19 protein-coding genes are annotated in these 22,295 nt (G+C 58.4%); 7 read left to right on the forward strand and 12 right to left on the reverse strand.

Annotated features, from left to right (window positions below; translation table 11 throughout):
* Positions 1-932: 932 nt before the first annotated feature.
* Positions 933-1,730, forward strand: coding sequence for an NYN domain-containing protein (locus VC212_RS00080; protein WP_184577938.1), 798 nt, complete (start codon positions 933-935; stop codon positions 1,728-1,730).
* Between the two features lie 208 nt (positions 1,731-1,938).
* Entirely contained in the window at positions 1,939-2,301 is a 363-nt protein-coding gene (locus tag VC212_RS00085) for a hypothetical protein (RefSeq protein ID WP_229015290.1), read from the forward strand.
* 46 nt (positions 2,302-2,347) lie between these two features.
* Here the strand turns inward: VC212_RS00085 and VC212_RS00090 are convergent, their stop codons facing one another.
* A complete protein-coding gene (locus tag VC212_RS00090) occupies positions 2,348-3,940 on the reverse strand; it encodes a MobA/MobL family protein (RefSeq protein ID WP_323514012.1) in 1,593 nt (530 codons plus the stop codon).
* Between the two features lie 100 nt (positions 3,941-4,040).
* Between VC212_RS00090 and VC212_RS00095 the strand changes: the two genes are divergently transcribed.
* On the forward strand, positions 4,041-4,505 hold the full coding sequence (locus tag VC212_RS00095; RefSeq protein WP_235452845.1) for a hypothetical protein: 465 nt from the start codon (positions 4,041-4,043) through the stop codon (positions 4,503-4,505).
* A gap of 95 nt (positions 4,506-4,600) precedes the next feature.
* Here VC212_RS00095 and VC212_RS00100 read toward each other — a convergent pair whose 3' ends face one another.
* Both VC212_RS00100 and VC212_RS00105 read right to left on the reverse strand, forming a co-directional pair.
* Positions 4,601-5,593, reverse strand: a complete 993-nt coding sequence (locus VC212_RS00100; protein WP_055828826.1) for a beta-propeller fold lactonase family protein — start codon at positions 5,591-5,593, stop codon at positions 4,601-4,603.
* Between the two features lie 121 nt (positions 5,594-5,714).
* Positions 5,715-6,632 (reverse strand): LysR family transcriptional regulator, encoded by a 918-nt coding sequence (locus VC212_RS00105; protein WP_055828830.1) that lies wholly within the window; start codon positions 6,630-6,632, stop codon positions 5,715-5,717.
* A gap of 107 nt (positions 6,633-6,739) precedes the next feature.
* Here VC212_RS00105 and VC212_RS00110 point away from each other — a divergent pair, with 107 nt between their 5' ends.
* The gene (locus tag VC212_RS00110; RefSeq protein WP_075287973.1) at positions 6,740-7,903 is read left to right on the forward strand and encodes a TDT family transporter; all 1,164 of its coding nucleotides are present in this window, start codon (positions 6,740-6,742) and stop codon (positions 7,901-7,903) included.
* Between the two features lies 1 nt (position 7,904).
* Here VC212_RS00110 and VC212_RS00115 read toward each other — a convergent pair whose 3' ends face one another.
* From VC212_RS00115 to radC, 5 genes are all read right to left on the reverse strand, one after another.
* Positions 7,905-8,507 carry a uracil-DNA glycosylase gene (locus VC212_RS00115; protein WP_055828832.1) on the reverse strand — a complete coding sequence of 201 codons (603 nt, stop codon included), beginning with the start codon at positions 8,505-8,507 and terminating at the stop codon, positions 7,905-7,907.
* Between the two features lie 95 nt (positions 8,508-8,602).
* On the reverse strand, positions 8,603-11,197 hold the full coding sequence (locus tag VC212_RS00120; RefSeq protein ID WP_323514013.1) for an XVIPCD domain-containing protein: 2,595 nt from the start codon (positions 11,195-11,197) through the stop codon (positions 8,603-8,605).
* 35 nt (positions 11,198-11,232) lie between these two features.
* Positions 11,233-11,874, reverse strand: coding sequence for a DUF1629 domain-containing protein (locus tag VC212_RS00125; RefSeq protein WP_274497646.1), 642 nt, complete (start codon positions 11,872-11,874; stop codon positions 11,233-11,235).
* A gap of 828 nt (positions 11,875-12,702) precedes the next feature.
* Positions 12,703-12,903, reverse strand: coding sequence for a hypothetical protein (locus VC212_RS00130; RefSeq protein WP_068574169.1), 201 nt, complete (start codon positions 12,901-12,903; stop codon positions 12,703-12,705).
* 68 nt (positions 12,904-12,971) lie between these two features.
* A complete protein-coding gene (gene radC, locus VC212_RS00135) occupies positions 12,972-13,451 on the reverse strand; it encodes a DNA repair protein RadC (protein ID WP_274497647.1) in 480 nt (159 codons plus the stop codon).
* Between the two features lie 498 nt (positions 13,452-13,949).
* On the opposite strand from radC, the gene VC212_RS00140 reads away from it, so the two are divergent.
* Together VC212_RS00140 and VC212_RS00145 are read left to right on the forward strand one after the other, a co-directional pair.
* Positions 13,950-14,228, forward strand: a complete 279-nt coding sequence (locus VC212_RS00140; RefSeq protein ID WP_076037883.1) for a hypothetical protein — start codon at positions 13,950-13,952, stop codon at positions 14,226-14,228.
* The gene (locus VC212_RS00145; RefSeq protein WP_274497649.1) at positions 14,225-14,641 is read left to right on the forward strand and encodes a hypothetical protein; all 417 of its coding nucleotides are present in this window, start codon (positions 14,225-14,227) and stop codon (positions 14,639-14,641) included. Before VC212_RS00140 ends, VC212_RS00145 begins: the two co-directional genes overlap by 4 nt.
* A 41-nt stretch (positions 14,642-14,682) precedes the next feature.
* Here the strand turns inward: VC212_RS00145 and VC212_RS00150 are convergent, their stop codons facing one another.
* The 4 genes from VC212_RS00150 to VC212_RS00165 form a co-directional block, all read right to left on the reverse strand.
* The gene (locus VC212_RS00150) at positions 14,683-14,907 is read right to left on the reverse strand and encodes a hypothetical protein (RefSeq protein WP_323514014.1); all 225 of its coding nucleotides are present in this window, start codon (positions 14,905-14,907) and stop codon (positions 14,683-14,685) included.
* 830 nt (positions 14,908-15,737) lie between these two features.
* Positions 15,738-18,746 carry an NACHT domain-containing protein gene (locus VC212_RS00155; protein WP_323514015.1) on the reverse strand — a complete coding sequence of 1,003 codons (3,009 nt, stop codon included), beginning with the start codon at positions 18,744-18,746 and terminating at the stop codon, positions 15,738-15,740.
* 865 nt (positions 18,747-19,611) lie between these two features.
* Positions 19,612-20,079, reverse strand: coding sequence for a hypothetical protein (locus tag VC212_RS00160; RefSeq protein ID WP_323514016.1), 468 nt, complete (start codon positions 20,077-20,079; stop codon positions 19,612-19,614).
* The gene (locus VC212_RS00165) at positions 20,076-20,534 is read right to left on the reverse strand and encodes a hypothetical protein (protein WP_323514017.1); all 459 of its coding nucleotides are present in this window, start codon (positions 20,532-20,534) and stop codon (positions 20,076-20,078) included. Before VC212_RS00165 ends, VC212_RS00160 begins: the two co-directional genes overlap by 4 nt.
* A gap of 360 nt (positions 20,535-20,894) precedes the next feature.
* Between VC212_RS00165 and VC212_RS00170 the strand changes: the two genes are divergently transcribed.
* Positions 20,895-22,286 (forward strand): site-specific integrase, encoded by a 1,392-nt coding sequence (locus VC212_RS00170; protein WP_323514018.1) that lies wholly within the window; start codon positions 20,895-20,897, stop codon positions 22,284-22,286.
* Positions 22,287-22,295 lie beyond the last annotated feature (9 nt).

Consider the following 22,295-nt stretch of genomic DNA (forward strand, 5'->3'; position numbering starts at 1 on the left):
CAAGCAGCCTGCTTTAGGTTCTGGACGCCAACTTCAATACGACCGCTTCCAGCCACGCAGGAAGTAGCGATCCCGGCAAGATGCCGACCTTGGCATTCTCAACGAGCACAGGATCCAAAGGGAACGCGAGCGAGCTGATGAAAAAGCGCATCTTGAAGCAAATGCCGCAGAGCAAACTCACGTCGTAGATTTGCAGCCACGATGCGCCGGACGTCGTCTCCGCGGTCGATCTGCCAGCGCTCGGTGATCATGCCGCCTGCCGCCTGCGTCCGAGGAAGACGTGAGATGGCGCCGACCTGCACGCTGCTTAGGCGATCAACGAGCGCTTCCAGATCCTTCTTGCTAAACCGATCTACCCATCGATCCCTTAACACGTCATACGCGTGAGCCTAGCCTGATGCCAAGACAAACGCTCGCAACCTGGCTGAGACGACGTTCGCAGTCAGACGTGTTTGTTTGATGATCTTGCAGCCGATGATGACCTGCAAATCGCTGGGCACACACTCGCTCGCAACCTGGCTGAGGCGACGTTCGCAGTCCGACGTGTTTATTTGATGACCTTGCGGCCGATGATGACCTGCAAGTCGCTGGTCACACACCTACGAAAAGCGTAGTTGCCGGCGAGGGTGCGAACAAGATGATGGGGCATGCGCACTCGGGAGATGTTTCCCGATCTACATTTCGCTGGCAGACTCAGCTATCCACAATAAGTTCAACCAAATAAATGACTTAGATGGATATTGGCGGAGAGAGTGGGATCGGATCACCTTCGACCTAAGCCCTTCTAACCGTTGCAGAAAGCCTGCCAAGCAGGTTTCCTTTCAATGTTTCCTCGATCATAGCCCCGGTCTTGGCTCGATTGCTAGCGCCCGCTTGCCATCGGCAAGTTGCTGACGCCATTGTCCGTCTGCATAAACTCGGACCTCACAGACATGAGCAACTCAAACAGCCCGCTTGAAGCAGGTGTCGCCGTGTTGGTCGATTGCGACAACGTCCCGACCGACATCGTCGAGCACGCGTTGCTCATGGTGGCCCAGTTCGGCCGGGTCGTGCTGCGCCGTGGGTATGGCAACCACAACACCCTCGCCAACAAATGGCAGGAAGTCCTGGTCCGCCAGGCGTTCACTCCGTGCCTTCAATACCAATACGCCTCCGGCAAGAACACGGCCGACATCGCTTTGGCGCTCGACGCCTTGGAGGCGTTGTTCGATCACCGAGCCGATACCTTTTGCCTAGTGACGAGCGACTCGGACTTTTCTTACCTTTGCCGCAAGCTCCGGGAGCGTGGAGCGACGGTCTTCATCGTGGGCGAGCCCAAGACCCCGGATGCTTTGCGCAACGCCTGCGACCAGTTCTTCGAATGGGACCGGAAGGCCAAGGAAGCGGCAGCACCCGAAGTCCAGGGCAATGAACTTCCTGTCCTGAAATCGGAGGCGGCGAAAGAAGAAGCGCCCCGCGCTGAAGCCAAGCCGCTACCCAAGCGCCGCCCTCGGTTCTTGGTTGAAGCCGTAACCCTGCTGACGGGAGACACCTCTGAAGGCAAGGTTGGACTGGGAGCACTGGGCCAATACCTCAAACGCACTGACCCGTCCTTCTCACCCAACCTCTATGGCCATTCGGGGTTGCTCAATATGGTCAAAACCTACGACCTGCTGACCACGCAACGGGAGGAGACCGGCGGCTGGTCGGTCAGCATCGCGCACAAGCCAGAACCCCCCGATACGGCGTGATTGCTCCCATTGCCTCAGCGGTCCATGTGCTTCTACAAACGACGAATCGGGGATGCCGACCTAGTTGAAATCTTTTCTATTCGTCAAATGGCATAACTGCCATCGAATTTCTTCGCGTATTCAAATTTGTGAAATGCAGCCACAAGCGAGCTCTTGCGTAAGCACCGTTTCTTGGTTGGATGAGGGCTTACCCAACACAGGAGCACCCATGCACCAACAAACACAGATTCACATCGCTAGCCGCCTGCTCGGCCACCTCCTCCAGCAGCGCACGACCCGTCTTCCCCCTCACGAAGTGGAAGACATCCAATACGCCCTCGACTTGGCAGCCGAGCTATTGAGGCTCGGCGGGCCGGGGCCGGCCGGTCAAACCCAGGCGTCGGCCATGGCGCCTGCTCAACCCATCCTCGTCAAACGAGCGGTCGTGGATCGCAACGTCGTGCCGACCATGCCTACCTCCATTGAGGAGTGGCGAGAGGCACGCAAGAAGAAGAACAAGGACAATGTCCCCCGTCCCAAGGAGTCCACTGGAGTCGAGCACATAGATTTGCGTCCTCGGCCCCGGCACTGAGGGCCAAGAAAAAAAAGCCCCGCAGATGCGGGGCTTTTGACATTCATTATGGCCGCGGGCGCCGACTTGTTGGCCGTGGCGCTGGCGTCGGCAATGGGGAGGGCTTGGGCAAAGCAGGAGCAGCGTCAATAGATCCAACAGAGCCATGGACGATTTCAGGCTCTGGACTTGCGAGCATCGCTTCGCTCCACTGTTCCACTTGAGCCGCGCGGGTCTCAATCTCGTTCTCGCAATCGTTCCACTGCTGCTCTGAGACGGCCGCCTGGGTTGCGCCCAGTTCAGCTGTGCGCTTCTCCAAGACGGCCAACCGCCTTCCCCGCCGCTTTTCCCATTCTTGAGAGGCCCACTCGCCATCGGGACGAGGGTGGTCGCCGTTGAACTGCTCCCACGCCTGTTCGGCCAAGTGGAAGAGCTTCTCGGCACGCCCCAAGGAGCTGGTCCGCTGGGCGAACTTGAGCACGCTCCGTTTCAGACGGCCGAGTCGTTCAACCAGCCCGTTAAGCCACTTGCGCAAATCGACACTATCGACAAGGGCAGCTGCACGCGCGGTCCACTGCTCCACCACGCGCTGCGTAGCGCTCAACGCCAGGTCTGGCCGGGTCGAGAATATCTCCGCCAGGTCCCGAGCTGCCTCTGCTACCAGCTCAGTGATAGAGCGCAGCGGTCGCACTCGCGCATCTTCCGCAGGCCGACCCAGGGCATCCGAGAGGCGCATGCCGCGGAACCCGTGGATTTCCAACCCGGGCACAGAGGCTTGAAGGTCGTTCGTGGAGCCAGCTCGGCGTCGACGGTCACGCTGCGCCTGGTTATGGCTATGACCACTGGAGCCTGGAACTGCCCTGCCCTCCTGCTCGGCTTGAGCAAGCAATTGTTCAAAGGCTTCCTCGTTCTCTCGAACGATGCGCGCGTTCTCAGCCGCACGGTCGGTCATCACCCCCTTACTAGCCAATGCCGTGACTGTCTTGCCCACGTGTTTCGTGGGCTGCCGAGACAGCACCATGGCTTCGGCCCAGTCCCCGCGAGCCAGAGCCTCCTCTGCTTGGACCTCCAGGCGGCGGTGGTCCACCCGAGCATCGATGCCGGCAGCGGCCAAGTGCTCGTTGATCGTGGAAGCCATGGTGTGGCGAACCCATTCGATCTCGATCTTCCCAGACGCGCCGCCATCCAACTCCCGCGTCTTCTCGGCAAAGCCGTCGCTGGTCAACCGCCGCGTGGTGGCGAGGAGGTGGACGTGATGGTTCAGGCCGTCACGGGAGCCCGGCGAGTGGATGCTGGCTTGCACAGCAAACCCGTAGCGGGCGACCAGCGCTTGGCCAATGGCCGTGGCGAGCACGGACCGCTGCTCGTCGTTGAGCTCGTGGGGCAAGGCGACCTCGAACTCGCGGGCCACCACCGAGTTCTTGCGGTTCTCCGCCGCCTCGGCTTTCGGCCAGAGCTCCCCAGGGATCAACGCCCAGTCGGGCGCGTCCTGGGGGACCAGGCAGATGGTCTCCACGACACCGCCGCGACGGCGGTAATCGTGACGCTGACCGGTGAGGTGATCGATGAGAAGTAGACCAGCCCGGTAGGCAGCGGCTGCGACAGCGGAATCGCCTCGGGAACGACTAAAAACTTTGACGCGAGAGTGGTAGATGGCCATGCAGAGCTCCAGATAAGGTTGCTCTCTTTATGCCGTGGCTTTTGATTTGCGCAAGCGCGGAGCGCTTGGGGGTCCGGGGGCGTAGCACCTGGCGCGCGCTATGTCGAAGACATTGCATCAGTGCGCTCTTGCTTCTTTCTTTTACGCACTGTTTTTCAGCATCGAACAACTTTTGAGTGCTGGAAATTTTCGAACCCGCATAAACTTGACTAGGTGCTTTTCCGTGATTGACTCAAAGACGGGATCATTGGAGAAACGCATGACTGCCACAAGCCACTACCACGACCGCATTGCCCGAGCCACAAAGCAGTTAGCCCAACTGCAAGCGAAGGAGCTTTTAGCCAACCAGCGCATTGAGTTGAAGGCCAGGCAAACCGCGAGGCGAGAAAAAGCGAAGCGGCGGCAGAATGTGGCCGACTTGGTCTTCTCAGTTGACGCCCATGTGCTGGACGACGACGAGTTAGCAGGAGCGTTGCTTCAACACTTGGACGCCCGCAAAGAACTCAGCGTCAGGCAAGCCGCTCGTTTGCGAGGCGCCGCGCGAGCCGCATTACCAAGCACTTAAAGGGCTCACGATCTGGCAATTCAAGAAGCGGGAGACGACGTTTGGAAAAAGGAGGACGGCACAGCGCCGCCCTCTTCCCGCAAACGCTGTGCTCCTCAATCGGCTATCAGTGTTTTGCTCACCTTGTTCGTTGCCAAGTCGACGGCCGAAAGGCTCAGATCCTCGTTAAGGACATACGCCTTCTTGAGGTCCTTGCTGAAGACAATGGCCTGCCTTGGGGCTTTGAAGCCCGAAATCGTTCCAGTCACTTTCAGCGTCTGCGTGTCGATGACCGACAAGGTATTGTCCGCCATGTTCCCCGAATACACGTGCTTGCCATCGGGCGTGAGCGCTGCGCCGTAAGGGTCCTTCCCCACGGCAATAGTGGTGGTGATCGAACGCTTGGCCGTGTCGACCACAGCCACGGTGTTGCTGCCGCTGTTGGCGGCATACAGCGTTTTGCCGTCCGACGAGATGGAAATCGCCCGCAGTTTGTTGAAGCCGGTGATTTCGCCTTGAATCGTATTGGTCTTTGTGTCCAGCAAGCTGATCTTGTCGCCCTTGAAATTGGTGACGTAAGCCGTCGCACCATCTGGGCTGATACGGATGCCCTGGCGAGGCTGCGAGAAGCCAGTCACTACCGCCACCGGGCGATCGCTGTTCAAGTCGAACACCGAGACCGTGCTGGCCGCTTCGTTGTTGACATACAAAAAGCGTCCGTCCTTGCTGAGCGTAGTGCCGAAGGCCCCGGCACCCAACGGAAGGTCGGCAACCGTTTTGAGCGTCTGACTATCGATTTTGCGCACCACGCCCAAGCTGCTATCGGAGACGTAAAAGAACGCGCCGTTCGGTGAGAACACGATATTTCGGGGCGTGACGTAACCCGATAAAACCCGCTTGGACTTGCCCGCCTTGAGGTCATAGACCACGATTTCCGGGCGCCGACTGTCGGACACCACGGCCGTCGCCTCATCCGGGCTGACAGCAAGCGAGTTGTTGCGGATATCGCCGTCAAAGGTCCACCGTTCCTCGGCCGCTTGAGTGCCCAGCGATACAGCCATCGCGCCGCCGAAAACCAAGCCGGCAATCGTTTTTTGTAACAGGTTCATCGCATCCTCCGGTTCTGCGCGACTGCGCGGGTGATCGTTCTCATCGCAGCAATCTGCTGGACCTCACTACTCTGGCCCATGGCAACGAAGAAGGAAAACAAATTATCCCTGTTTCACCGACCTATTTTTTAGGTATCTTCTTTTTGGGGTCTCGCCCCATTTCCAGGCACTGTTCCCAAGCCCCGGCCAACCCCTGAGAGATGAACTTGTCGCGGTGCTTGACCAAGTAGAACTGACGGGCCAACGGGGGAAGCACGCGCTCAAGGGCCACCAGTCGCCCGGAAGACAGCAAGTCGCTCACCACCCAACGGGAGAGGCAACTGACGCCGATTCCCTGGACTAGCGTGTTTTTGATGGCCTCGGAACTGCCGATCTGCTGCGTGTTGGCTAGGTCGCTTAGATGGCGCAACAGAAGCGCCTCGACTTCTTCCCGGGTGCCAGACCCTTGCTCTCGGAGCAGCCAGTCGGCCCGGCGCAGGTCCGCCTTGGTGACTTTCGAGGCCTTGGCCAGCGGATGTTGGCCCCCCACGACGATCAGCAGTTCGTCCGTCAACCAGGGCTCGGCATGAAGTTCCGGAAGATGAGAAGGGCCTTCCAGGAGCCCCATGTCGAGTTGGAAGTCAGCGACCTTTCGCGCAATCGCGGCGTTGTTGGCCACGTCGGCGTCCACGTGAATGTGGGGGGACGACTTGCGCAAGTCGGCAAGCAAACGGGGCAAGACGTAGTTGCCGATGGTCGTGCTGCAGCCGATCCGCAGGCGAACCGGACGATCGGAAGCGCCGGGGCGGTAGCTGGTTTCAATCTGGCGTGCGCCGTCGAGCAGTTGCCGTGCCTGCGGCAGCAGGCGTTCGCCTTCGGCGTTGAGCAGCAACCGCTTGCCGACTCGGTCGAACAACCGCGTTTCCAGCACGCTCTCCAACTCGTTGAGCGCAGCGCTCGTGGCCGATTGCGAAAGCGCCACCGCGGCGCCGCCGCCAGTGGTGCTGCCATGCTCGGCCACGGCGCAAAAGATTTGGAGCTGACGGAGGCTGACCTTCATTTCAATCCACCAAACAGGTAACTCTTACCAAGATTACCCGTTTTACAGATATTAGAAGCCGCCCTAGACTCTGCTCGTTCCCAACGCCCCGCTGCGAGGCTGCTGCAATGAGCGAAAGCAAACTGATGGCCATCATGGGCGGGCACCGGCCCCTGGCCGCTCTTTCCAACCCTCGCGAGGCCATTCGGCAGTTCACGCCGAACTGGTTTGCCGCGACCATGGGCACCGGCATCCTGGCGCTGGCCTTGGGCCAACTTCCCTTCCCGTCCCCGTGGGCCAAGGCCCTTGGCGAAGCATTGTGGTGCTTCAACATCGGGCTCTTCATTTTGTTCAGCACGCTCTACGCCAGCCGTTGGCTGCTGTTTTTCAACGAGGCCAAGCAGATCTTTGGCCATTCCACCGTTTCCATGTTCTTTGGGACCATTCCCATGGGGCTGGCCACCATCATCAATGGCTTGCTTCTTTACGGCCTGCCTAGGTGGGGAGCGGATGTGCTTCCGTTGGCGGAGACGCTCTGGTGGGTCGATGTGGCCATGTCGTTGGCCTGCGGGGTGCTGATCCCCTTCATGATGTTCACGCGCCAACAGCACAGCATCGACCAGATGACCGCCGTTTGGCTGTTGCCGGTGGTGGCGGCCGAGGTCGCGGCCGCAAGTGGTGGGCTGCTGGCTCCCCACCTCACGGACGCCGCAAGCCAATACCATGTGCTGATCACCAGCTACGTGCTGTGGGCATATTCGGTGCCGGTGGCCTTGAGCATCTTGGTCATCTTGCTGCTGCGCATGGCGTTGCATAAGTTGCCGCACGAAAGCATGGCGGCGTCCAGTTGGTTGTCGCTGGGCCCCATCGGAACCGGCGCGCTGGGGATGCTGGTGCTGGGCACGGATGCCCCTGCCATCCTGGCTGCCCAAGGCCTCGAGTCGGCAGGAAGCATGGCGGCGGGATTTGGCCTCATCAGCGGGTTGTTGTTTTGGGGATTGGGATTGTGGTGGATGGTGCTGGCCATGCTCATCACCGTGCGCTACCTCCGAAACGGCATCCCGTTCAACCTCGGCTGGTGGGGGTTCACCTTCCCGCTGGGCGTGTATGCGGTGACGACATTGCGCCTCGGGGCCACGCTTCACCTGAGCTTCTTCGAAGTTCTGGGCACGGCGCTGGTCGTGTTGTTGGCCGTCATGTGGGCCATCGTCTTTGCCAAGACACTGGCCGGCGCTTACCGGGGAAACCTGTTCGTTTCTCCCTGCATCGCTTCGCTCAATAAGGGGAGTTGATTCACCCTTCGCGTGGGGCAGCGGGAGCGGTCTGAAGCGAGCGCTTGGCTTCGCTCAGGACGGACAAGATGCGCTTGGTAACCTCGGGGCTGGTGCAGACCGACAGCGGGCTTGGGTGAGGCATGCCGAAGAGGGCCAACAGAGGGAAGCTCTCCCTGACACTGGGCATGCACTGCTGGGCGATTCGCCCCGCAAAAACAATGGTGTGAAGCCTGGGAAGGCGGGAAAGCACGTCCAGGAGCATCACCACCCCTTCCTGTAGATCTGCCTTCCTAAGTGGTTTCTTGGTCTCACCTGCCGATGGCAGCCATGGCACCGCGTTCCAAAGGATGGTCTCGTTGCGCGGCAATGCCACCTGTTCGAGGAAGTGTTTCAAGTTTTTCTGCGCAGGAACCGGGTTGTCTCGCGACACAAAGCGCGGCGTGGCGGCATGGCGAGCGGGGCTTTCCAGCAACACCATCACCCGAGCCCTTTCACCCCCATCCAGCGGGTCGAAAAACGGCAGCGCTAGACCACGCTGGCATTGGCCTCGGACCCACTGGTTGAGGCTTCGGACGTGAGCACTGTCGACCAGCGTGGCACGGTATGAGGTGGAATCAGGCATACAAAAGTGGAGTGACCGATTTCATAGCGCCGTTTTGGTATCGCTCAAATGCACTTCTACATTTTCCATCGGACATGCCATGCCGAAAAATGACATCAAGGCCCACCCATGGTCATTCGTGGCCCCTGTTCCTGCTGAGCCGTCTGTTGCTGCGTTTGTTCCATCTGCTGCTGACGCACTTGGTCCTGCTTGATAACCTCTGCTTGCTGGAGGTTTTGCTGGGCCGGCTCCTGGGACGCATCGCGTCCATCGACATGGGCATGAAACACGGGCGCGACTCCCATCCCATGCGGCGCGTAGACCGCAAAGACATTGTGTGCCCCATCTCGGCCTAGCCCCCCGGTGACCTGGTCCACTCGCTTAAGCAACGGGTCTTCGGTCTGCTGCTTGTAGAGCGAAGCTGTGACGTTCTTGCTTTCTTCTTCGTTCCAGTTGCCCGTGCCCCGCACCCAGGAATGGATCTGCTGGTAAGTGGAGTGGTCTGGGTGCGCGGGGTTGTCCGCCAATAGCGGACCAGCCGCCGCCTTCTCCAGCGCCGGTTCGGCCTCTTGCTCCTTGCTGCGCCCTGGCCCGGTCACCGACACCGCGCCCAGCGTCGGCACGTGCGCCATGGCCGGCTGGCCCAGCTCGGCCTTGGCCTGGCGTAGCTCCTCAGCGGTCGTCAACGCGACCTGGTGGGCAACCCCGTCTTGGCCAACTTGGTAATGGGCAATGGGACTGTCGTAGCCGTATTGCCCGTGCTCGTTCGGCTTCAGCTGCTGCATCGTCGGGCCAGCAAGGCCTTCGGTCTGCTTGGTGCGCTGGGTGGCCAGCTCCACCGCTTGAAGATTGTTCTCTTGGGCGTTGAGGTCGACGCCGGCGGCCCGGTAGCGATGCAGGAGCTCGTTGTGCTCCATCTGCGCGGGCGTGGGCGCTGGCCGCGATTGGATGGCCGCCAAGTGCTCCTGAGCACGCTCCAGGGACGGCTGGCGCATCTGGTTGGTGAGCTCCAGTTCCACTGCCAGGTTGCCGGTGGCAACCCCGTCCCTGCTGGTCCACTGCCCAGCCTCATTGCGCTGGTAGGTCTGACCATCGTGGCCTTGCACCCGGCCCTGCTGGGCACGAGCACTTTCCACTGCCGCCGGCACCACCACCCCGTAATCCTGTGACCGCTGAGCGGCATGGTTTTCAAGGTAGGCCTGGGCGATGGCCTCACGACCATTAGCGATGTTGCTCTCGATCCGCGACAGGGCTTCTTGGTTCAAGCGCTGCGCCTGCGCCGGGGTAGCGGCCTGAGGCTCGTAAACACCCTGGTCGCTTGCACCCGTCACGCCGGTCTTGACCTGGCGCTCCCAGGACTCGGTGGCCGGATTGCGCTGCCAATTCTGGTTGTCCAGACCCGTCCGATCGCCAGGCTGGGCCGGGAGGTTGAATGGGTCCTGCGGCGGCGGTGCTTTGCCCAGCGCGAACTCGGCAGCTCTGGCATTCGCCACCGCACCCAGTTCCTGGGACTTGGCGTAGCTGGCCCCCACTGGGGCCTGACTAGGAGTGTCTCGTCCATCGGCCCCGCGCTCGAAAGCGCCTTGGCGCTGCCAATCCCGGCCGTTGAATTGCCAATCCACACCGGCTTTGTCGGTCTGGTGGTAGATGGCGCGGTTGTCCAGCAAATCGGCGCCTTTGTCGAAGGCCTTGCTCATCAGGACCGCGTCGCCAACCACCAAGGCCGCAGGCACAAAGCCTCCGCTGCTGCCCAGCGCCGCTGCCGTGGACGCACCACCAGCCCAACCGCCCGCGTTGCGGGCAATGGCGTGCTGAACCTCCGACTGTGCCGCCGTGGTGTTTCCCTGCTCCATCAGCGCGGACGCCGTGCGCGCGGTCATGACCGCATCCGCGCCAGTGGTCAAAAGTCCGCCAGCACGGGTCAGGCCCCGAGCAGAGGCCTCGCCCATCAACAGCTGCATGGCGACATCACCGCGCTGCCCGCGCGGGACACGGAGGTTCTGGGCGGCTTCCTCTCCCAGGGTTTGCTCGACCACCAGGATGCCCCGCTCGGACATCACCACGCGTCCATCTTGGTGCGCATTAGCGATCGCTTGCGACAGACCGTGCCGCTGAAGGTCCATATTGCCGCCGCGCGTCAGCGCTTGCGTGGACCCTTGGAGGTGTTGGAGAGTTGCAAGCACACGCGGCTCACTCTGCGTCACCACACCCCATTGGCGGTTTAGCGGACTGACTTGGCCATGGGCATCTACCTGCCCAGCGTGCAGCTTGTCGTAGCCGTTTGGGTCTTGGAAAAACGCCTGGGTCTGGGCCCGCGCCTGATCGATCGTCTGCCCCAACCCGGCGTTGGTGCGAAGGTCACCATTGATAAGAGCCACCTGCACGCTGTCGCCGAGCCGATGGACCTTCGCCGCTACCCTATCCAGCGCTTCGGGATCGCCGGCCAACGCAGCACGTCCGTCCTTGGATCGTTCCAACCGGGTGAGGCTGTCCTCCAGGCCCTGGCGGTAGTCACGGATAGGGCCGCCGCTGTGAGGAGAAACACCAAGGGCATGAGCCAGCGCCTTGTCGTTCGGCATGTTGATCAGATTCGAACCCGCGTCCATCTCAAAGCGCCCAGTGTCCGCCAGCGCTTTCAACAGGCGGCTATGCCCCAGGGTTTGTTGCTCGATGCCGTGGTGCCCTTGGAAAAGGGGACTGTTGTTGGGCATGGTGCAGATTCCTTCCTTGTCGCGCCTGAGGGCAGTCAGATGTCCGATGCGTCGATGAAAGAGATGCCACTCGCCGCAGGGTCTTCAGGTATTCCAGCGCTGTGAACAGCTTCCTTGAAAGATCGGTCGCAAACGACAAAGGAATTGAACGGCGTCAGAAACACGTGCGCACCACTCAAGACCTCTCGTCTGAAAGCCAAGCTGGCTCCTCCACCGAGGGAATAGAACTTCCCGTTGACGAAGTCCTCATCAATCTCAATCTTCAACCTTGAGGCTTCTTCGTCCAAAGCATCTACCTCGCGAACAACGTCGCAGAGGAAGTGTCTCGGCCCTCTAGTGCCGTCCGCAAGACGGGTCTCGCACTCAACGAATGCGAAGGCGCCAGGGTCAACCGCGGCCATGACTTGTTGGAGCCGTTCCGAGACCAGCCAATACCCGCTGAAGCCTCCTTCCAAGTCCCTTGGCGTGGGTCCCTGGGCAGGATCAAACAAGAGCCGTGGTGCTTCACTCAACGGAGGGAATCCGCCGTCCTCAGGGCGCAGGATGAGACGTGGTGGAGTGAGCAACGCTTGTACATTTTCGAAGACTGCGCCACGGAACGGCCTGTCGCTTTCAAGGTCGGGCTCAAATAAAAAAAACTCTCCAGCTTTTGGCTGATTGACCATCGTCGACTCCACGCGTTGCGCTCCATCTTTTTTACAAGTATTGGCAGGCTGGCGGCTTCTTACTACTGCCTCAACGTTCGCAGCAACACTTCCAAGTCGGCTCCTTCGGGAGACGCGAGAAGTGAGTCCTTCTCCTGGGCACTGATTGCAAAATAAGTCATACGACCAGTAGGGGATTTCTTAAAGAGATAGAACCCTGCAAGCTTGGACTGGTTAGTGATCTCATACACACCGTCATCCTCGATGACTAAGTGAATTTGTTTTGGCTTAGCTCTCTCATCAGGCTTACTTTTCGTATGCCACATCTTCACGTCGCCTCGAACCAACGCATTACCTCCTCTTGGGTGGAGACGAAACACCTGAGACACAGCATCTGATTTATTACACTGCAGGAAGATACCTCGCTTCCCACCGATGGTCTCGAATGTTAGGACGTTTCTGTAATCAGCCACTTGACTTCCCTTTTCCTTGCCGTATTAAGAGGAACCTTCTTTGTAGCAGATCGTCCATGTATTGGTTAGAAGTGTTCAATCACGACGAACTATTCCGCCGTATCGAAAACTTAAACACCGAGCAGCTCCAGTCATTGACCTGCCTATTCTTGTCCACCGAGCTTGCCTGGCAATATGGCAGGATGAGCGATGAGCACATTCTAGGCGGCTGCTTGCTAAAAAGCCGAGAGATAGACGACGGGCACATTTTAGCATTGGACCACCTAGATCCTGGGTCAGCCTCCACACTGTTGAACTGATTGAAGAACATGATGAACTAAGCCATACGACTGCCATTCCTTACTAGCCCGGCCCGTCATTGCTCTCACATCTGAATCACTCGCTCCCATCAGCTCTGCCCCGATTCATCGAGATCGCTGGCCTGACGCTCCTCTACGACAACGAAAGTGCTCATTAGCCAGCCATATTTATCGCTGAGCACATTGGCAATATCGCCTTCGCTCTCGCATTCGACGGTGGCTTCAGCGGGCAATACGGGACGCTTGCCGTCGGTCTCCCACACAATACCCCGCACGCGAAACGCTTTCATTCCTGCTCCCTGGAGTGCATCTACCGTAGCAGTCTAGCTTCGATAGACCACATAGGTGAAGAGGCGGGCTATGCCCACCCCCTTGCCGCCAAGCTGACGCTCTTCTGGCCACCGATGACCAAGTGGTCCAGCACTCGGATGTCCAGGAGGCCCAAGGCTTCCTGCAGGCGCTGGGTGACCTTGCGGTCCGCTTCGCTCGGCTCTGGATTGCCGCTCGGATGGTTGTGGAAAAGGATGACAGCCACCGCGTTGAGCTCAAGAGCACGCTGTGCCACGACTCGGGGATGAATCTCGCAGCCGTCGACCGTGCCGAAGAAGAGATGTTCGGTTGCCAGGATGTGATGCTTGGTGTCGAGGAAGACGACCCCGAAGACTTCGTGCGGCAGGTGGGCGCAGCGGGCGACCAGGTAGTCACCGGCTTGGTCAGGGCTGTGGATGCGGCCTTGGCGTTGAAGGCGTTGCTCCAGGATGGTGGCTGCTGCGAGCAAGATGCCCTCCTCGTCCATCTGGAGTTGGTATTGAGCCTTCAGGTCTTGGGTGCGCTTCATCGGTTCTTCTCCACCAGCGCGTTGTGCGCCTCGTGGGAACCGACAGGCGAAGCGTTCGGCCCTACCGCACCCGGGAGTGAGCACCGCGCAAGCGGCGCACAGCGAAGGGCCGCAACAAAGCGCCAGCGACGAGAAGGAGGCCTGTCCTTGCGGTCGGGACAGCGAAGCTAAGGTCCCTTTCAGAGGCCCAGCGCTGGTGGAAAGTGGTGATGCGCGACTCCCATGCCGGTGGTTGAACAGCCAAGGGTGGACTCCATGCTGCTCGCGTGCCATTGCCATCTGCTGCACTCGCCCTGTCGCCGCCTGCCCGAACCACGCCGCTTGCAATCAGCTGCCAGCTGCCAGCTGCCAGCTGCCAGCGCCAGCAGCCTTGGGCGTCGACCCACGAAAAACACTCATGCTCAACGCATTTCGGGCGCAGTAGGCTGAGGCACCCATCTCAGCGAAATGCCGCCTAGCTGTGGGACACTCGATGCATATTCGGACTGGCACCGAGCCATGGGAAATGAACGACTAAAGGCCGCCCTGGACCCGTGGATGCGCGTGGAAACGTGGCACACCTTTCATCCGCTTGACGAACAGCGCTTCCATCTAGCCCTAGCTGCCGCCTTCGAGGTGGTTGGCCTGCCCGCTGAAGCCTTGGAGTTTGAGACTGCGATGCTGGCGCTCGCGCGCAAGCACCACGGTGAAGTGATGCTCCATCACATTGACGCGATCGAGGCCTATGCGCAGCTCGCCGAGAACATCAGCTTCTATCTTCACAACACAAGAGCATGACCGCCGCCATAAAGCGTTTCCGCCACTTGCGCAGCCTGGTGCTTGCAATGCTTTGGGTCGTCTCACTTGTCGGGTGCGCAGCGACTGGCCACGTCACTAGCCCGCCCATCGAAGGCCCCGTGCGTCTGGGCGAGATTGCGGCGGTCGACGGGCCCAAGGTGCGTCCCGACAACGTGATTGAGGACAGCCGTTGCCCGGCCGACGTTCAATGCGTCGTGGCAGGCCGGTTGATCGTCAGGACGACCGTGATGGGCGGCGGCTGGTCTAAGCAGATCGATCTCACGTTGGGTATGCCGGTCCCTGTTGCCGATGGCATGTTGACGCTGGTGGACGCCACACCCGTGCCCCTCAGTGGGGAGGCCGTCCCAGCATCTGCCGCTCGTTTCACGTTCAAGTTTCAGGGCGGGCGGTAGCCAAGCCTGTTCAACACGCAGCGCCTTGGCCATTTGCGCTTTTAGCTTGGTTCGTCAGTGCTGGAGAGCCCGTGCCAGGACAAAATTTCCTGGGCCCGACGGCCAACGAATTGGGCGTCCTCGCTCGTCGCTGCCTTGCTCTCGATGGCGGCGGCCATGACTGTAAAAGCTCGCCAGAAGTGGCGACGATCGGGACTTGAGGCCCGCAGTGTGGGCACCGCTGCATCCAAGCGTTCGAGGTGGAGGCGCAATTCAGCTCGGTCCATGCCTCAAGTATCGGCAGCGCTGTCGCATCGCCTGAGACCGTGGCCACGCCCCTCTGAAGGCAAAAGTTGAAGTAGGTGACAGCTTTGCACACCGCCGTGCCCAGGCCAAATCCGGATGGAGCTATGCCGCTGGCATGTGCGGACTCGATCTCCACCACGGAGGCTATTTGTGCCGGCAAGACGCTGCTCAAGCGGCGCGCGGGGTGAGCGACCATCGGTCCCGCGTCCGGCAAAGTCAGGTTGCGCCGCAGGCGTTCCGTAGCCTATAGGTCTCACACCCCTTGGACTGTCAGGAAGTTCTGAGGCGGGCGTCCCTGTCGCCTTACGAAATTGAAACCAGGCTTAGCCAAGGCCGAGCGACTCATTAGTTCCGCCGGATCTTCGTAAGCCCCACGATTCCAAGACCGGTTGCGCCAAGGCACCACGTCCTCCAAGAATGTGATTCGCGGACTCGGTAGTGTGCCTAGCGATGCCAAGTTGCTCTTCAGCCGCTCTGTGTGCGCCTGCGGCACGAACAGCCAGGGCCTGATGGACCATCGTCGTTGAGCTGTATGTAGCACTAGCTGCTGACGAACAGCGCGTGGGCGGCGCGGAGATAGTCCAATACCACGCCTACGAAGCGATCCATGTTAGTCAATTCCCTTAATCACCCTCAGCATCTCAAAATAATACTGACAAATATTTACGGGAGTTTAAGAATGGTACATATTAAAAGCTAACAGACCAGAACCTCTGGCTCGCCCATAAAAATTAAACATTATGATCGCTGGGATTGGTTGGAATTCCTGCAAGGCACGGCTGGCATATCATGCCTGCCGTGCCGGCAGGTCTCAGCCGCCCCCCCCGTACCGCGCCCAGAACTGAGTCGCTTCTGAGCTCAGCGGAGTGTCAAATAGAGCCGTTAGCGGCTTATTGTAGGCGAGACGCACTTTTGCTGGTCCGGAAGCCGGCATTGCCTCTAGTCGGGCCATTCCTGAGTGCTCCAGCGCATCTACGAACTTCACCCACTCCCCTTGATCTGCATGGCCGATCCAAGAGAGCCGCTGGTCTTCAGCGCTGTAGTCATCTCGATCTAATACAACCGGCATCTCAGATCGACGTGTTAGACGACCGATAAAGTTGCTTGCCTGTTCGCGCGACGCATCGTTCTGCAATACCTTTGACCTACTGACCAAGCCCAGATCTTCGAGAGCAGCACGAATATCAGTCAGATTGTCCGCAAACCGATCTCCGACGTAAAGACTTCGGATATCTGAAGACTCTACGCCTGTCAACGCCCGCGACAGTAGGTCTGGAGACTTTGCATTAAGGAACTCTATCGTTGAATTTGTCACGTTGACTACGGCTGTCAGTCCCGGAGGAATAGAAAGCTCCCCAACATTACTTCGGCTAATGTCTAGAGAACTCCATCCAGACTTCGCTAGCTGGATTTTCTCCAGCTGTAGTCCGATCGCGCGCAATGTAGGTGGGACGCCTTGATTTGCGCCTAGCATCTCTTCCCATAGGGCGCCGAGGTTCGAGGCCAGTACAGTTCCCTCATTTCCCGCCGGCACCATGAACTCAACACTCTGCGCCAGAATTTTCGAAGCAGCAGGCATCTTTTCCACGAGCCACTCAAAGGCGACGGGGTTAATCTTACTCGCGCTGAATAGCCTCAGAATCGACGCCGTGCTCACGACCCCGGTGAGCTTGCGTTGCAGAGCAAGAGATAGGAAACAGTCAAATAGGACTTCATGCGAAAATCCGAACTGGCTATGTCCTGAAGCATCAAAAGCGACGCCAAGTCCACAGAGTGATGATAGTCTTCGAGTCAAACCAGGACGGGCTCGATCAAGCGCATCGGTGCCTACGACAGCCTCCGCGCAAGCTACAAGATCGCTCTGTTCAATCTCACGACTCGTAGTGGACTGCATGATTTCAGCGATGTCCGAAAAAAGCTCACGTAATTCATCTGAGCTGAGAAGCTCGCCAGCGTTCGGATCGCGTAGCTTTAGCGCTTCTCGCTCGAGGTACTGTTCAATAACAATTTCGTAAACCGAAGGAATAGCCTGCGCCGAGTCACTCTGGAGCTCAAGCCAAGCTGCGAAGGCCTTGGCAAAGAATGGCACACTCAGAACGGGCCACTCGCGTTCCTTCACCGATCTCAACACGCTTTCATCAGCGCCCATTGCAGTCAAGTACTTCTTGGAATCAGCCTTGGTCCATGCTTGCAATTCCAGCAATGTGTGGTCAACATTGAGATGCGTGGCGAGCGCTAGGGATTTTCGATATTGTGTTAGATAGTATGATGAGCGAGCGGAAGCGACAAGAACGCCTCGGCCTCTGAGTTCGTTGAACCAAGGCTCGAGAGAGCCCAATGCGTTTTCGTATCCGCTGCTACCTAGAAGCTCGTCGAAGCCATCCACAAGAAGTACGAGCAGTCCATTTCTGCAAAGCGCCTTAGCACTGTGACTAGAGAGCACTTTCGTAATGGTTAGCGCACTGTTTACCGCATCTTCCAGGCTAGATAGCGTTCGCCCTGATGAGGATATGAATAAATATAGAGGAAGTGGAGAGCTAGGTTTCTTTTCAATGGCACGCGCTCTTTCAATGGCAGCATTGACCATCAGCTCCGTTTTTCCAAGGCCAGCCTGCCCGATCAAGAAGAACGCGGAGGTCGATGGCTTCACGTTTTGGCAGGAATCGTCAATGCGCGCAACAAGATCAAATTCCTTCTCGTTGTCAGATACTCCAAAATCTTTCCTTTCTCTGATCAGCGTTGGCCCTCTAACGCCCGTGCTTTTCGGGAAACCGAGTCGAGATATTTCTTCCTGCTCTCGTTCATTGGCATAGGTTTCCAGCCCAATCGCCAGCCTTCGCGCGAGAAAATCCCAGTTCGATATGTGCTTCAAAAATGCGATATAGCTTACCCACTCACCCCCTTTTACTCTCCATTCCCTTTGATCGGCTATTCCAATTCGAAATGCATCGAGCCTTGGCACGTTGCTCTCACTCGTCGATCTTGTCCAGGGTACAAACAGGATTCCCGCATGTTCGCCGTCTCCAAAGAAATAACTCGGCCTTGAGTAGTCCTCGGTATAAGCACCCACATCGGCGAGGACATCTTTAACAAGTCGGCCCAAACCACCCTGTTGAGCGAAGCCATCTCCGATAAATGTCTTTCTAAAACGAGTGACGATGGGGTCTGAGCTTTCTGAGAAAATATCGCCGTCAGGGGCAATGTAGTGGATGCCGTCGCCTGATAGGTGTGAATAGACCTGAATTGCGTTAAACGCTTCAGACCACATCCACAAAGGAGATACCTCGAAGAGGGATTTCTCCTTGCGCTTTTGAATAATTAACCTATCTTCTCGGGCCGTCACATATGTATCAAGGAGATTTCTCTTCAAGATTACATCGAGCTGATCTAGTAGCCTGCTCAGCTCAGCGCTAATTAATTCAATAACTTCCGAGTCACTAGGAAGTGGCTGCCCGTGCGAAAGCCTATCCCTCAAGGACTTTAGGGAGCTATATCTCGGAACTTTGAACTTTTCGAAAGCAACAGTGATCTCATTGCCCCAGTTGCCGACCATGGATGATATCCATGTGGAAGCTTCCGCTGCATAACTTTCTCCCTTTCGCAATGGTGCGAGCATTGTTCCAAAGCCCGGAACCGGAGACATACGAATTGGCATGCCTTCGGGGCGCTTTCCGAGACAGACAGCAAGCGTATACACAAGTCGAGTATGGAAATCAATTAAGGCCAGTGACTCCCTAATATCTAGTCTACTAGACGAATTCTTCGGCCTGAATTGTGACAGCACTGGTGTCAATGCATCGATAGTGGCAAGCTCTTCCATTGAATCGTACCGTCCTTACTTTTGGCAATTGAGGCGGTTCCCGCGAATTACTGCTGCCCCTCACGTTTCGGCGTTTGGTCGCCATCGAAGGAACATGCTGGATCCATAGAATGCCTAGCATATTAAGAATTACAGCGTAGTAAAAGGGGGTATCCCTATCGAATCTGTTAGGGATACAGCTTTTTAGAGCAACGTTGGGTGATACTGTCCTGAGGAAAAATGCCCAACTCGTTGTTCGCAAGCTCCAGGCATTATCATGCGTCTAATGGGAATCGAGAGAAGAAGTGTTAGGTTCGACTGCACCCGGGCACCGCAGCATCCAGACGCTCAAGGTGACGGCGGAGCTCGGCTCTGTCCATGGGCTCGAGTATCGGCGGCGCTGTCGCACTGCTTGAGACGCGCCCTCTCCCTGATACGGCAGAAGCCCCACGATCGTGCGCTGACAGCGCATGGCACTGACTAGATGCCTCGCACCTATCGGCGTCTGGCTCTAATCGGAGGTAGCACGAAGGGCGGCTATGCCGCCAGACCGTATGAACGCAACCTCAAACAGACATCCTTGCGGGTTGCCGGCACGACGCTGCTCAAGCGTCTCGCGGGGTGAGCGACCATCGGTCCCGCGTCCGGCAGAATCAGATTGCGCCTCTGGCATTCCTGAAACCATAGGCCTCAAGCCCTGCGGGATGTCAGGAAGTTCTTAGCCAGCCGTCGTCGAATGACGCCAATTTCCCCCAGGCATCTCCGACGCGACCAAGTCACGGCCGCACAGAATTGACGGGACATCCAACCGGGCTGCTGCCCCGCCGTCAGAGCCACTTGACCTAAATTTTTAGCGCAACCATTGCGGGGCGTGGCTGGGCCGACTTCAGGCCAAACGTTTCGCCACCAGGTCCATCCACCCGGACTGGGATGCGGAAGCTTGTGCGCTCAACGGGCCGCGGCCTGGGATGACCTGGAGCGCGTCCACGCCAGCCTGATCCTGGGGAAAGAACGGCCCGTCGACGCCCCTGACGAAATGATCGCCTTGAATGGCCCCGCATGCCTTGCAATGGTTGGCCCAATAGGTCGCGTTCGCGGTCTCCGATCGTCCTGGCTTGAGCCATGGTGCGACCGCTTGGATGTGCGCCGCTGTGCCTGAGTCCAGCGCCTCGATGTAGCCCAGCGTGGCCGTGCCACCCACCTCGGGCTCGTCGTCTGGCTCTTCCACATCCTCGTTGTCGATGAAGGACGGCACCCACACCGTGGTGACAGGAATGGCCTTTGCGCACTTCCAGCACTGAGTGGTCGCTTGCAGGAGGGCGTAACTTGGAGCGCTAAAGGTCAGCGGGGTCATGGGGTCGTATCGGTGTATGCACCGCGATTCCAGGAACGATAGCGCCAAGGCACCACGTCCTCCAAAAACGTGATGCGGGGGCTAGGAAGGTTGCCAAATCCTGCGATGCTGGTGCGCAGCCGCTCGGCCTGAGCCTCAGGGACAAAAAGCCAAGGCCTCACCGTCCAGTCCAGCGGCACACCGCTGTCTCGCTCAAGGGCGTTCCTGACACCGGTCCAATGCTCGTTCCATCCCTTCAGGCGAGCAATCAACGACGGGGCCCGAGCTGCGTAGCTGATTTCGCAAAGGTAGGCCGCCTGTTCCTTGAAGCTCACGGCCACCGCATCGCAATACCAATGCGGGCCGCTGGTGTCCGGATTGGCACCCTCGTTGAGCTGGATGCAGCACTGGCTGTTGACGAACAGCGCGCGGTCCGCTCGGAGGTAATCGAGCACTACGCCCTCGAAGTGGTCCATGTTAGTTAACTCCTGTTTTCGTCTTCTTTATCTACCGAGATAATACTAACATCCGAGCAAGCCGTTTAGGAACGGTACACATTAAAAACTAACATAAAGGCTGTTTTAGTTAGCCTATTTGCATTAAACAGTACAATAATGACAGGGCAAACCACTCGAAATTGTTCCCCGACGCGCCGCTAAACCATTGAATTATATAGGGCCACCGCACTTAAACCAGACATAATAATTTTGGCAGAAGTTCAGGCTAGGCCTTTACGGTAGAGTTTGCTTCAGGAAAAGTAAAAAATTGCCCGTTTTGATTGACGAATTTCCGGGCTGTTTTATCACTACTTCCATTGAAAACAATGGAAGCAAGCAATGTCCTCTATCGTCCAGCAACAGCTTCGCGATTACATCACCTCCCCGTTTGGGCTCCTGCAAATCAAGGATGTCCATGTTGGCAACGTCCGGGCTTCCGAGATCAACATCACGGGCCGTGAAGCCGCGATCCACGCATTAGAACTCTTTGACCGCGCGGATGAGCGCTCTCGGCGGGTGCGCCTCAGCAAGAACCGAACGCTCTACCCCGAGCCCCTGCCCCTCGGCTCGCCGGCGCGCTTGCTCTCGGTCGAGATCGCGGATTACCTCGGGCACCGCGAGCGGTGCGGCCTGGCAAAGGAAACCGTCGACGACACGGCTCGCACGCTGAAGCTCCTACGGATTGCCTGTGGTGACGTTCCTGTCTCGCGCATCGACCACGCTCACATCTACAAGCTTTGGGACCTGATGCGTTGGGCACCCCCGCTTTTGCTTTCCGACCTTAAGTATCGGGACTACACGCTCGAGCAGGCGGTTGCCCTTGGCAAAGAACTTGGCGTGACGCCGCCCGCTCCCGCCACGCTGGAGAAGCACCGGCGGTTCCTGGTGACCTTCTTCAGCAATCTAGTAAAAGCCAAGGCGATTCCCATGTCGCCGATGGATGCGTTCCCGAAAATCAAGAAAGACCTGGTCGTGGACCCGAACAAGCCCGAGCGCTTGTTCGACGAGGAAGAGCTTCAGCGTATCTTTTCACCCAAGACGTTCCCGGCTTGGGCCAAGAAGTATCCCCACCGGTGGTGGCTGCCCATGATCTCGCTCTACACGGGGGCGCGCATCAACGAGCTCGCTCAGTTGAAGGTGGCCGACATCGTTGAAGAGGCTAAGGTGTGGTGCATTCGCATTCAAAAGACCGTCGACGCCGATCTCAGGCATAAGGATCGAGACAGGAGCCGTCAAAGCCTGAAAGGCAAAGCAGCAGTTCGCACTCTGCCCATCCCCAAACCATTGCTGGATGCTGGTTTCCTGGATTTCATTGAGGACATCAAGGCTACTGGCCATCCCAGACTCTTTCCGCATCTGTCTGCGGGCGTGAACCGGGAGACCGGAGAGACCAATGCCCGATACAGCCAAGGCGCGGTGAACCAGTTCAGCAGCTACATGAAGACCTTGGGCTTCGGAAATGGCATTGGCGCTCACGCGTTTCGCCACACGCTTGCCACAGAGCTTCACCACAAGAACGTGGCGGACCAGGATATCGCGCTCATCACCGGCCACTCGTTGCGGAAGAACGTCCCGGTCTTGCACGACGCGTATTTCCACAAGAAGCCCAAGCTCGCTAGGGCCACGCAGATCAGGATCCTGGCGAAATACAAGCCGCCGGTCGAGTTGCCCAAGTATGAGCGTGGCCAGTTTTCGGAGTGTTTGGCGGACCCGAGCAAGTTTTACCCCTGACCGTGCCCT

This window comes from Xanthomonas sp. WHRI 8932A (genome assembly GCF_035012785.1).
In the GTDB taxonomy this organism is placed as follows: Bacteria; Pseudomonadota; Gammaproteobacteria; order Xanthomonadales; family Xanthomonadaceae; genus Xanthomonas.

Bases quoted from the DNA above. Each gene is read 5' to 3' on its own strand.
- VC212_RS00080 (WP_184577938.1), top strand. From the start codon at position 933: ATGAGCAACTCAAACAGCCCGCTTGAAGCAGGTGTCGCCGTGTTGGTC.
- VC212_RS00085 (WP_229015290.1), top strand. From the start codon at position 1,939: ATGCACCAACAAACACAGATTCACATCGCTAGCCGCCTGCTCGGCCAC.
- VC212_RS00090 (WP_323514012.1), bottom strand. From the start codon at position 3,940: ATGGCCATCTACCACTCTCGCGTCAAAGTTTTTAGTCGTTCCCGAGGC.
- VC212_RS00095 (WP_235452845.1), top strand. From the start codon at position 4,041: ATGTCGAAGACATTGCATCAGTGCGCTCTTGCTTCTTTCTTTTACGCA.
- VC212_RS00100 (WP_055828826.1), bottom strand. From the start codon at position 5,593: ATGAACCTGTTACAAAAAACGATTGCCGGCTTGGTTTTCGGCGGCGCG.
- VC212_RS00105 (WP_055828830.1), bottom strand. From the start codon at position 6,632: ATGAAGGTCAGCCTCCGTCAGCTCCAAATCTTTTGCGCCGTGGCCGAG.
- VC212_RS00110 (WP_075287973.1), top strand. From the start codon at position 6,740: ATGAGCGAAAGCAAACTGATGGCCATCATGGGCGGGCACCGGCCCCTG.
- VC212_RS00115 (WP_055828832.1), bottom strand. From the start codon at position 8,507: ATGCCTGATTCCACCTCATACCGTGCCACGCTGGTCGACAGTGCTCAC.
- VC212_RS00120 (WP_323514013.1), bottom strand. From the start codon at position 11,197: ATGCCCAACAACAGTCCCCTTTTCCAAGGGCACCACGGCATCGAGCAA.
- VC212_RS00130 (WP_068574169.1), bottom strand. From the start codon at position 12,903: ATGAAAGCGTTTCGCGTGCGGGGTATTGTGTGGGAGACCGACGGCAAG.
- radC (WP_274497647.1), bottom strand. From the start codon at position 13,451: ATGAAGCGCACCCAAGACCTGAAGGCTCAATACCAACTCCAGATGGAC.
- VC212_RS00140 (WP_076037883.1), top strand. From the start codon at position 13,950: ATGGGAAATGAACGACTAAAGGCCGCCCTGGACCCGTGGATGCGCGTG.
- VC212_RS00145 (WP_274497649.1), top strand. From the start codon at position 14,225: ATGACCGCCGCCATAAAGCGTTTCCGCCACTTGCGCAGCCTGGTGCTT.
- VC212_RS00150 (WP_323514014.1), bottom strand. From the start codon at position 14,907: ATGGACCGAGCTGAATTGCGCCTCCACCTCGAACGCTTGGATGCAGCG.
- VC212_RS00155 (WP_323514015.1), bottom strand. From the start codon at position 18,746: ATGGAAGAGCTTGCCACTATCGATGCATTGACACCAGTGCTGTCACAA.
- VC212_RS00160 (WP_323514016.1), bottom strand. From the start codon at position 20,079: ATGACCCCGCTGACCTTTAGCGCTCCAAGTTACGCCCTCCTGCAAGCG.
- VC212_RS00165 (WP_323514017.1), bottom strand. From the start codon at position 20,534: ATGGACCACTTCGAGGGCGTAGTGCTCGATTACCTCCGAGCGGACCGC.
- VC212_RS00170 (WP_323514018.1), top strand. From the start codon at position 20,895: ATGTCCTCTATCGTCCAGCAACAGCTTCGCGATTACATCACCTCCCCG.